At 37.4% G+C, this 10,330-nt stretch carries 11 protein-coding genes and 2 pseudogenes; 8 read left to right on the forward strand and 5 right to left on the reverse strand.

Annotated elements, in window-relative coordinates; translation table 11 throughout:
• Positions 1–122 precede the first annotated feature (122 nt).
• The gene (locus tag V7161_RS18520; RefSeq protein ID WP_335714423.1) at positions 123–1,775 is read left to right on the forward strand and encodes a M4 family metallopeptidase; all 1,653 of its coding nucleotides are present in this window, start codon (positions 123–125) and stop codon (positions 1,773–1,775) included.
• A 41-nt stretch (positions 1,776–1,816) separates the two neighbouring features.
• Here the strand turns inward: V7161_RS18520 and V7161_RS18525 are convergent, their stop codons facing one another.
• Positions 1,817–2,371: a DUF3231 family protein gene (locus V7161_RS18525; RefSeq protein ID WP_335714424.1), complete on the reverse strand. Its 555-nt coding sequence runs from the start codon at positions 2,369–2,371 to the stop codon at positions 1,817–1,819.
• A 351-nt stretch (positions 2,372–2,722) separates the two neighbouring features.
• Between V7161_RS18525 and V7161_RS18530 the strand changes: the two genes are divergently transcribed.
• From V7161_RS18530 to V7161_RS18550, 5 genes and pseudogenes are all read left to right on the forward strand, one after another.
• Positions 2,723–3,109, forward strand: coding sequence for a sporulation protein (locus V7161_RS18530; RefSeq protein WP_335714425.1), 387 nt, complete (start codon positions 2,723–2,725; stop codon positions 3,107–3,109).
• Between the two features lie 152 nt (positions 3,110–3,261).
• Positions 3,262–3,786 (forward strand): sigma-70 family RNA polymerase sigma factor, encoded by a 525-nt coding sequence (locus tag V7161_RS18535; RefSeq protein ID WP_335714426.1) that lies wholly within the window; start codon positions 3,262–3,264, stop codon positions 3,784–3,786.
• Positions 3,779–5,101, forward strand: a complete 1,323-nt coding sequence (locus tag V7161_RS18540) for a DUF4179 domain-containing protein (protein WP_335714427.1) — start codon at positions 3,779–3,781, stop codon at positions 5,099–5,101. Before V7161_RS18535 ends, V7161_RS18540 begins: the two co-directional genes overlap by 8 nt.
• Positions 5,102–5,529: 428 nt before the next feature.
• Positions 5,530–6,171: pseudogene (locus V7161_RS18545) on the forward strand (HAD family hydrolase); the annotation flags it as partial.
• Between the two features lie 60 nt (positions 6,172–6,231).
• Positions 6,232–6,669 (forward strand): GNAT family N-acetyltransferase, encoded by a 438-nt coding sequence (locus V7161_RS18550; protein WP_335714433.1) that lies wholly within the window; start codon positions 6,232–6,234, stop codon positions 6,667–6,669.
• Between the two features lie 61 nt (positions 6,670–6,730).
• On the opposite strand, the gene V7161_RS18555 is transcribed toward V7161_RS18550, so the two are convergent.
• Positions 6,731–7,387 (reverse strand): hypothetical protein, encoded by a 657-nt coding sequence (locus tag V7161_RS18555; RefSeq protein ID WP_335714428.1) that lies wholly within the window; start codon positions 7,385–7,387, stop codon positions 6,731–6,733.
• Between the two features lie 164 nt (positions 7,388–7,551).
• Between V7161_RS18555 and V7161_RS18560 the strand changes: the two are divergent.
• Positions 7,552–7,951, forward strand: a pseudogene (locus tag V7161_RS18560) (HAD hydrolase-like protein).
• Here V7161_RS18560 and V7161_RS18565 read toward each other — a convergent pair.
• Genes V7161_RS18565 through V7161_RS18575 form a run of 3 tightly spaced genes read right to left on the reverse strand, consistent with a single transcriptional unit; the run spans position 7,935 to position 9,587 of the window.
• Positions 7,935–8,405, reverse strand: coding sequence for a DMT family transporter (locus tag V7161_RS18565; RefSeq protein WP_335714429.1), 471 nt, complete (start codon positions 8,403–8,405; stop codon positions 7,935–7,937). The pseudogene V7161_RS18560 and the gene V7161_RS18565 overlap by 17 nt on opposite strands.
• Before the next feature lie 42 nt (positions 8,406–8,447).
• Complete coding sequence (locus V7161_RS18570) at positions 8,448–9,143, reverse strand: Crp/Fnr family transcriptional regulator (RefSeq protein ID WP_335714430.1); 696 nt, start codon at positions 9,141–9,143, stop codon at positions 8,448–8,450.
• A gap of 18 nt (positions 9,144–9,161) precedes the next feature.
• A complete protein-coding gene (locus tag V7161_RS18575) occupies positions 9,162–9,587 on the reverse strand; it encodes a DMT family transporter (protein ID WP_335714431.1) in 426 nt (141 codons plus the stop codon).
• 176 nt (positions 9,588–9,763) lie between these two features.
• On the opposite strand from V7161_RS18575, the gene V7161_RS18580 reads away from it, so the two are divergent.
• Positions 9,764–10,024 (forward strand): hypothetical protein, encoded by a 261-nt coding sequence (locus V7161_RS18580; protein ID WP_335714432.1) that lies wholly within the window; start codon positions 9,764–9,766, stop codon positions 10,022–10,024.
• The last annotated feature ends 306 nt before the right edge of the window (positions 10,025–10,330 follow it).

Genomic DNA, 10,330 nt, shown 5'->3' on the forward strand with positions numbered 1-10,330 from the left:
TTTATTAGGGGCTTGACCAGAGTCACCAGTAGAAATCACTTTTTTCCCAATAATGCAGATAGATTTACCATGCTATTATTAAATTCCAAACAAATCTTTTTATCTATTAGGAGGATGGAAGAATGAAAAAGAGAACGTCATTGGTACTGGCATTGGGACTAACTGTTGGGGCAGTATTGCCGATTACTGCTGCGGCACAAACACAAAGCGCGGTTCCGTACAATGTTATGGTCAAAAAGGATGCAGCGCAATTTGGTAAAGAAGCAAAGGTGAACTGGAAAAAGGGGCAAACAGTTCCGTCTTTCGTACATGGAAAACTATCAACAAAGTCACTGACCGATAAAGCTGCGGTCAAGCAGTTTTTAAAAGAAAATAAAGAACTCTACCAATTAGATGCAGATAAAGATTTGACCTTACTAGATGTCCAAAAGGACGAGCTTGGCACCACTCACTATAATTTCGTTCAGTCTGTCCAGGGCATTCCAGTTGATGGCGCAAAATTCAAGGTTCATACCGATAAAAATGGCATCGTAACAGCTGTAAATGGCGACGTCTTCCCAGAAGCTTCCTCCTATTTTAAAGGTGCCCTTAAAGCACAACTATCCAAGGCTGACGCACTTGATAAGGCTTGGAAATCTATTAATCTGACAAAGAAAGATACATTAACCAATGCAGAAGTAGATCCTACTGGTAAAAAGGTAGAAGATACGGCTGAAAAAGCAGAATTAGTCGTTTATAAAAAAGCCAATGATTTTTATTTGGCCTACAAAACAAATCTTCAATTCATTCAGCCATACGGGGCAAACTGGGTTGTTTATGTTGATGCCATCAATGGCAATATTCTAGATTCCTATAATGCAGTAGCAGATGGGGCTACAACTGGATCTGGCTATGGTGTATTAGGAGACTATAAAACATTTAATACTTATTTTTCAAACAGTACTTATTATTTGTATGATGTAACAAAACCGATGACTGGAGTCATTGAGACAAGAACAGCACAAAATCGTACCGTTTTACCAGGCAATTATTCTGTTGACCCTGATAATCAATTCAATGCCGTTTCTCAAGGTGCAGATGTAGACGCTAACTACTATGCTGGTAAAGTATATGACTACTATAAAAATACTTTTAACCGCAATAGTTTTGATAATAACGGTGCAACCATCCGTTCCTCCGTCCACTACAGCAGAAATTACAACAATGCGTTCTGGAATGGCCAGCAAATGGTATATGGCGATGGAGATGGTGTAACGTTTAGACCGCTGTCAGGCGCACTTGACGTTGTGGCCCATGAATTAACCCATGCGGTAACCGAAAGAACAGCAGGGCTGGATTACATTAATCAATCTGGAGCACTTAATGAGTCTATTTCCGATACATTCGGCGTATTCCTTGATAAGGGCGATTATTTAATGGGTGAGGATGTTTATACACCGCAAAAGTCTGGAGATGCGTTGAGAAGTTTATCCGATCCAACTCTTTATGGACAGCCGGCTCATATGAATAACTATGTGAATACAACTTCTGATAACGGCGGTGTTCACACAAACAGCGGTATTCCAAACAAAGCTGCTTATTTAACGATTAACAGCCTTGGAACATCTGTTGCAGAAAAAATCTATTATCGTGCTTTAACAGTTTATCTAGCTCCACAAAGCGATTTTAGCGATGCTCGTGCTGCCTTGCTTGCGGCCTCTGCTGACCTTTACGGAACCGGAAGCACGCAATATAATGCTGTCGCGAATGCTTGGTCACAGGTAGGAGTTTACTAAAAAATAAGTCAGCCATCACATTTGTGGTGGCTGACTTATTTTCACGACTTATCCCGGGGTTTTCCTGGTGGATAGTAGTAGGGCGGTACTTTAATCCATCCTCTTTTCCTCATTAACTCCTTTAAAGAAGAACCAAATTTCATCTTTTCAATCATCGCGTGGGTAAACAACGAACCTACATCATTTCTAATGGATTGTGAGGCTGCAGTAGCACAGTGAACAATTGCCGCAACCGTTTTGATACTTACACCGTTCATGATCTCATCATCCGTTAGTTTCGTGCCTAATGGAACTGCCTCAGGGTCAGAGAAAGGACGCTGCTCGCTTGTTGGCGGTAAGTGAATCCCTTCTTTTATCATAAATTCCTTAAATCTCTGTCCTTGTGTATCACACTGTTTCAAGCTTTCTTGTAAAATCCTCACTACATCATCATCTGTTGACATATTTAACCCTGCTTGCAGAAAAACGCTGGATTCGTCCATGATCGTAAGATACAACCAGCAACTCATCACTTCTCCTACGTGAAGCGGATTCTTCGGTTCATCATCTAAATTCATTTGCAAATAGTCTTTTAGCGATTCAAATATAGTTGTCAAATTAATCCCCCATTAATTTTTTATTATTTTTCCAAATATGGAAAACAAAATACGCCAAAAAAATGGATTGGTGCTTAGCACCAATCCAAAATGGGAAGTTTTAAGAAATGAGTTCAAGAACCTATTTCCTAATTAAGTTACCTTTATATTAAAAGAAACTTATGTAGAAATTAGGGGGAACTTGTGTGGAAGTTGTGAAGATGGATTCGACCTTTTGTTAAGATGGCGTTGTCGTGAAATCGCCACACGAATCAACTCGAAATAATTGAAAAGCGGATGGATGAAAAAAATGTAGAAGCATATAATGAAATGTTTCATCCGATAATGAAATCATTCAGGAGGATATTAAAATTGATACTTAGAAGATATTTGTCGCTTGTTGGCATCGGTTCGGCGGAGATTGATCTTATCCTGCAAAAGGACACGTTTAAAGCAGGCGATTCTGTTGGCGGTTATTTCTTAATTAAGGGCGGCACAATCGAGCAGCAAATTAAACAAATAGATTGTGATTTGGTCTTAATGGATCAGGCAAACGGAATAGAAAAGGTGATTGATAGCACAACAATTATGCTATCAGCTTGGATTGACTCTGAAGCATCAAATAAAGTGGATTTTATCTTTCAGCTGCCTGAATCGGTCCCGGTTTCATCAAAAGATATATCTTACCGTTTTACAACTAAGCTCACTTTTGATGAAGGGGTAGAAAGCTTCGATCAGGATATTATCAAAATTAAATAATCATTTTAACAAAGGCTGTTGATGAACGAAATCAACAGCCTTTTTGATGATAGTGTGCCAGGCAACGAAATAATTTCTTTACATATAAAACTTTTTTTCTCCTTAATAGTCTAATATGTAGTTACAGCAGGGGAAGCAAAGGGGGCGGGAGCTTGAGTGAGAATCAACAATTAGTGGAGAAAGCCGTAAAAGGCGATGATTCTGCTTTTTTGAAGCTGATTCATTTATACAAAATAGACTTATTTAAAACAGCTCTTTCTTTTTTGAAAAACGAAGAAGAGGCGCTGGAGGCAGTTCAAGAAGTTACATACCGAGCTTATAAGAATATTGCCACTTTGAGGGATTCTTCCTATTTCAAAACTTGGCTGATTCGAATCATGATCAATTATTGTAACGATCAATTAAAAAAGAAAAAGAGATTGGTATTTAATGAAGAAATCATAAGCCTTCAAGGTGAACATGTTAACCAAAGTGAAATCGAGCTAAAAGAAGCCATGCTTGGCTTAGATGAGCGCTCACGCGAAATTCTTACGTTAAAATATTTTAATGATATGAAAATTAAGGATATTGCCTGCACAATGCAGTGTCCTGAAGGAACGGTAAAAACGTGGCTTAACAAAGCATTGAAAGCTCTTCGGGAGAAGCTTGAAGGAAAGGGCGGTGACCTTCATGTTTGAAAAGGAAGAAGCAAAATTAACTGAATATAGGAATCAATATGACAACATTACCATTTCGATGGAAAAGTTGGATGGTGCCATTTTGGCAGGCTTTCAAAAAGCAAAAGCAGAAAAAAAGCGGAAGACGCGCCGAAAAAAATGGTCATTTACACTTGCTGCCGCCGCTATTATTTTCATTGGATTTTTCACGTCCATCCGGCTGTCTCCTGCATTTGCAGATTATATTACAGTCCTTCCAGGGATGGAAAAATTAGTTGAACTCATTCGGAATGATAAAGGAAAAATGCTGGCAATTGAAAATGATTACTATGAAAAACTGGGTGTTTCACAACAGAAAGATGGGATGAAGTTTACAATTGATGGAGTGATAGCCGATGAAAATGATTTGGTGGTCTTTTATACTATTCACTCAAAAGAAAACATAGAGGATTATCCTATCGAGGAACCTCGACTATTCGGCAGTGATGGGAAAGAACTGAACTTTGGACTCGGCGGCGGAAATGGGAAACTCCATAAAACAAGTGGGGGAGAAAATGTCTATACCGGAAACGTTGATTTTTCATTTGAAAAACCACTTAAAGAGAATAAGTTCAAACTCTCAATAAAAATAAATAGCGATAAAGACAAATCTTTCTCTCTTCCCTTTGAACTTAAAAATGATATTCAAAAGAAAAAAACTTATATATTGAATAAGACATTTTCAATTGAAGGACAAAAAATTACATTTTTAGAAACAGACGTTTATCCAGTTAAAGTAGCAGTTCATGTGAAAATGGATCCCCATAACACCAAAAAGCTATTAAATTTTGATGACATTCGTCTAGTTGATGAAAATGGAGAAACCTGGAACAAAATATCTGATGGTGTAACAGCAAGCAAGATTTCTGATGATGAAGCGATTTTGTATTTGCAAAGTAATTATTTCCGGGAACCCAAAGAATTGTACTTGGCTATTAATAAAATTCAGGCTGTTGAAAAAGAGGAGGCTAATGTCATAGTTAATACGCAAACGAAACAAATTTTGAAGCAGCCAAAAGGAGATAGATTTAGCGATTTGGTTGTAGAAGGCAATCGCATCCTTTTTAAAATGCGAACCGAAAAAGAATTCAACTATGGTCTTTTTAATACTGCATGGGATCATAATGGGAATGAAATAACAATCCCGGAAACCTCCATGGCGTCCGGATTAAAGGGTGGAAAGGCAGAATTCGGGGTTACGATTCCGGGTTTGAAAAATGAAATGAGTCCGATCTCCTTACAGCTTGAATTTTTTCCATCTTGGATTGAAGGAAACATGAAGGTACAGATAAAATAATAGATAAATTTTTAAAGGAGCCTTAAGATGATAATGGATATAACTATTGCAAAAATAGAAGACTTGCCATCTATTGAAGAAATGTTTGAGTCATGTAAATTAGACTTTTTAAAACCCCCATGTTCAGGGTGGGGGATACGGAAGCAAAATACTTGAGTTTGCTGAATATCTTGCACAGGAGCAAGGCTATACAGGAATCAGCCTTGATGCCTTCGCTGGGAATCCTTGCCCTAAAATTCTATGAAACTAAAGGGTATAATAAGAAGGGGGAAATCTTTATTTCTACCAAACCCCTAGGGCATGAAACGTATTTTTGTTATGAAAAATTATGTTAAAAAGATGAAGAGCTCGTCCGTTTTATGCTTTCGGCTCCTTTAATGTAAACCTTTTTTCATGTTAATGCGTCTAAAATTAATGAGGTGATAATAGTGAAAGCAATTATATTTGATTTTGATGGTTTAATTGTTGATACAGAAACCATTTGGTTTGAGAGCTATAGAGAAGTTTTAGAAGGCCACGGCATGGAGTTGACCCTGGAACGATTCTCAAAAATTATTGGAACGCAGGATACGGAATTTTTTTCTTTCATACAACAAAAGATTCAGGTTGATTCTAGTGTGATAGAAGCTAATGCCCATGAACTTTTTCATGTGAAAATGGGTGAACCGGCTGCAAGAGAAGGAGTCGAGGATTACTTAAAAGAAGCAAAGGAATTAGGTCTTAGAATTGGGTTAGCTTCTAGTTCGAGCCGGAAATGGGTGGAAGGGTTTTTAACCAAACTCAACATTATCCAGTATTTTGATGTAATTAAAACACGTGATGATGTTTCAATGGTAAAGCCTAATCCGGAATTATATTTAAAAGCTGTGGAAGAATTAGGGGTATTACCTTCAGAAGCTATTGCTTTTGAAGATTCTTTGAATGGACTAAGAGCAGCGAGGGCCGCTGGCATCCAATGTGTGATTGTTCCGAATCCCGTTACTGCTCATTTAGATTTTCAAGACTATTGTCTAAGATTATCTTCAATGGGTGAAAAGGAATTGAAGCAAGTAATACAAGCAATTTCTAAAAAATCGAACGTCTATAATATTAGAATAGGCACACCAGCAGACGAGGATTTTTTATGGGAAATGTTATACCAAGCAATTTTCATTCCTGATGGAGAGACTCAGCCTTCTAGGGACATCTTAATAGAACCCAATATTCAACAATCTTTAAAAGGCTGGGGGAGAAAAGGCGATACAGCCTTAATCGCAATAGATGCCTCTAATAATCCAATTGGGGCAGTTTGGGTTCGATTATTCGATGAAAATAATAGTACATATGGATACATCAATAGCCAAACCCCGCTTCTAGGCATGGCACTGCTTCCGGAATATAGAGGTAAGGGAATAGGCACAGCTCTGCTTGGGGAAATGCTAAGAATAACGAAAAAGGCTGGGTTTGGAGCAGTTTCATTAAGCGTTGATCCCAATAATCCTGCTTTAACGCTCTACAAACGCTTAGGATTTAAAAAGATTGGTGTTGATGGTACATCCTGGAATATGATAGTGGAATTTAATGAATAAAAACGTTATTATGAACCATGAATATAAGAGCCTGAAAGGTTTCAGGCTCTTACATCTTTCCTCATAATTTTCTGCTCTGGTTCCCCGACTTGATGATAATATTTATCCCGTTTGCTTCGCCGCTATCCACGTGGTGTGCCATTTTTGAGACATCAATATTCGTCTCTATCTGCACACGTCTGCTCTCTTTCCCACCCAACCTAACCTTATAGGGGGCGCTGTTATTCATAAGAGATAACATTCGAACATCATCTTCGAAGGCATATTCTTCATAAAATTCGATGGTGAATTGGACATCATTCTTGCTGTAATTTTCAAAAGGGAGCTCACACTCACCGTGCAATATTGTTTTATTAGTCATTTCAAAGCGGCAACTACTTTTATTTCCGTCATAGGAAATCGCACAAATCCCTGATGAAATAGTTCTTTGAAATAATTCAACAAAGTAATGAGGTGTTGATACAGAGAGAAATATGGCGAGAAAAATTAACCTGCCTTGATACTTATTCAATGATATTGCAAGGAAAAATAAACCTGCAATAAATAAGGAAAGCGCAGTAATTCCTACAATTGATATTCCATTAACCGTGGTGATTGACATATTAAATATCGACATAGTCTCACCAAACGTTTTTTCGTGAGGGAAAGGAAAATTTATTACCATAGAAGCAATTAAAAGAAAGAAAGCAAGTAATAAAAACTTCTTGTTTTTGACCAATTTAACTCCCCATTTCGGAGTCCGACTATTTAATTTCCAATATAGTATTATTTTAACATTGCAGATTTTTAAATTGGGTATATTTTGAAATTCTTTTTTTAGATGAACGTGTTAGGGTTATAATGGAGGAAAATGGTACTGGTCGTTTAGCGAGGTGAGTTAAACTGATAAAAGCTGTCATCTTCGATTTAGATGGAACATTGTTAGACCGTGATGGATCGGTTTAAAAGTTTATTGATGATCAATACGAACGACTAAATAATGCGTTGGTTCATATACCAAAATTGGAATACATTAAAAGATTTATAGAACTAGATAACCGCGGGTATGTATGGAAAGATAAAGTATATCAGCAATTAGTCGAAGAATTTGATATTTCCGCAATAACATGGGGAGAATTACTTCAAGATTGATGTTAAAGCTGCACCGAACGTAGGGATGAAAGCAATCTGGAAAAAGGATTTCCCATGGAACGATGTAGATGCTGATTTTATAATCAATGATTTAGCGGAATTACCTTTAATCATAAAAAATTTGGGCAGCCAAATTATGAAATCATCTTAGCTGCCCCTTCTTTTATATTAGCCCCACCCAATTTAAATACAAGAATACCACTAACAATAACCAGAACACCGATCAGTTGCTTGAAAGTAAATGGGACCTGAGTAAGACCAAGTAAGCCTAAGGAATCTCCTAATAGGGCAAACCCGAGCTGCGATGTCATAACGATTGAAATCGTATACGTTGGGCCAAGCAGCCTCATCCCCTGCACAATACTAGTTACCACTCCCACCCCGATTAAACCGCTGAACCAATACCAGGTCTTCATATTTTGGAGGTCAAATAGTTGTTTTCCTTCGAAGATGAGACCAATCGACAGCGATGCCAGGAATCCTAATCCTAAAACTAAAGTTGTGGTTGCCCATGATCCAGCACGTTCATTTACTTTACTGTTAAAAATATTTTGCAAACTGACCAAGGAACCCGCAATAATTGAAAATAATAGTCCAAGAATCATTTTTTCCACTCCTTAATTATTAAATTCTTCCTCGCGAAAAGTCTATTCGTAAATATTATCGCCTGCAAGAGCCCGTAATCCTTCTCCGTCCTTAACAAGAATGAAACCTTTATTTCGTTCAATTAAACCTTCTGTGCAAAACTGACCGATGACCCGATTGAGATGCCGGTAACTGGTTCCAATAAAGTTCGCCGCATCCTTTATACTGATCCGCAGCTGCTCTTTATTCAAAGAATCGGATTCATTAAAAGAGACAGATAATAAATAACTGGCGAACCGCACTTCCACTGGATACAATAAATTGAAGCTCATAGAATTGGTTTTAAGGTGAAATTTTTGAGTAATGATATCTAGTAAAAATTGCAGAAGAGGGGCATGATTTCTTCCGTATTTTCTCAACCAATGATACTGAACTCCGATCATATAAACAGATGATACGGCCTCAACGGTATTAATAATGTTTATATCCTGCACGTATTCAATATCCCCGATTACCTCAAGTGGTGTCTTAAATGAAAGAATAAGGGTTCTTCCTTCTGCTGAAGTGGTATAAACTTTAATTTTCCCTTTAACAAGTACGTACAAATACTGGGAAGCATCCCCTTGGGAACAAATGAATTCCCCTTGTTCAAAGGTGTAGAGCGACAAATGAGGTAATATTTGTTCATTAAATATCGATTCGATTTGATGAGCAGACAAATATGATTTCACTTGTTCAAAGTCATTAATTTCCTTCATTTTCCGGACTCACCTCAGTTAAAATCTTAAAATCACTACACCCGCTATCATCAGGCCAATGCCGATAAATTGTGGCAGCTTTATCTTCTGCTTAACTGTGCCAAACCATCCGTTACTGTCAATGATATAGGTCAGCACCAGCTGGGCAATCAGGAGGGCGGATATCGAAAGAGTAACTCCTATTCTTTGAATTGCCGTCACATTACTGAAGATAACAATGGCAGCAAATGCCCCGCCAGCCAAATATAAAGGTTTCACTTGCTTAAATTTTTTCCATTTTCGGTCCCGAACGAATATTAGAATCACCAAGGCCATGATAAATCCAGTTAACTGGGTAATAGTCGCCGCCTGCCATGTACCAATATCCTGGCTAATTCTAGTATTGGCCACCCCTTGGAGTGTAATAAAGGCTCCGCCTAAGAAGGCAAATAATATCCCTTTCATATTTTTCTCACCTCGACTTGTTTCTCACTTTATTAAAAGACAGATGAATTTTCTTGGAAAGGACATATGTCCTGAATTATTAAAAATAAATTTTGGACAAGGGTTAGGTTATTTGCCTTTACACATTAAAGACATCCTCCATACATTAAAGTATGTTCAAATAAGGAGGGATCTGGATGCAATTAAATTATAAACAAGCACAACATTTAGAGGGTAAAATGATTCAATTTAAAAATAATCAAGGTGAATGGTCAGTTGGAAGAGTCGTAAAGGTAAGGAAAGATGGTCTTGAGATTGAGGAATTAAGTTCTTCCAGTTCAAATGATGGATACGGATTTGGCTTTTTTGGTCCAAGACCGTTCTTTAGACCGCGGTTTTTTAGACCACCTGTTTTCTTCCCGTTTGTTGGATTTGGTTTCTCCCCATTCTTTTTTTAATAGAGAACGCATAATACAAAAGATACAAAAAAGAGCATTGGACATATCCAATGCTCTTATTATTTTACATAAGGCTCTTTTCGCAAGGATGAATATTAAAAAATAATAATTTCCAGTAAAAAGCACCTGACAAATGAAATCGCTTACATTAAAATAAAAGTAACAAATAGGAGAGGGGATACAAACTATGGAACTATTATTTGAACAATGTGAGCATAACCAATCAGAAGAAACTTGTGATGAATGTACCCCAAAAATAGAAACAGAAGACAATTACGATATCTCAGAATATGATTATCATAAAAG

The sequence above is a fragment of the Neobacillus drentensis genome (assembly GCF_036965425.1).
GTDB lineage: Bacteria > Bacillota > Bacilli > Bacillales > Cytobacillaceae > Neobacillus > Neobacillus drentensis_F.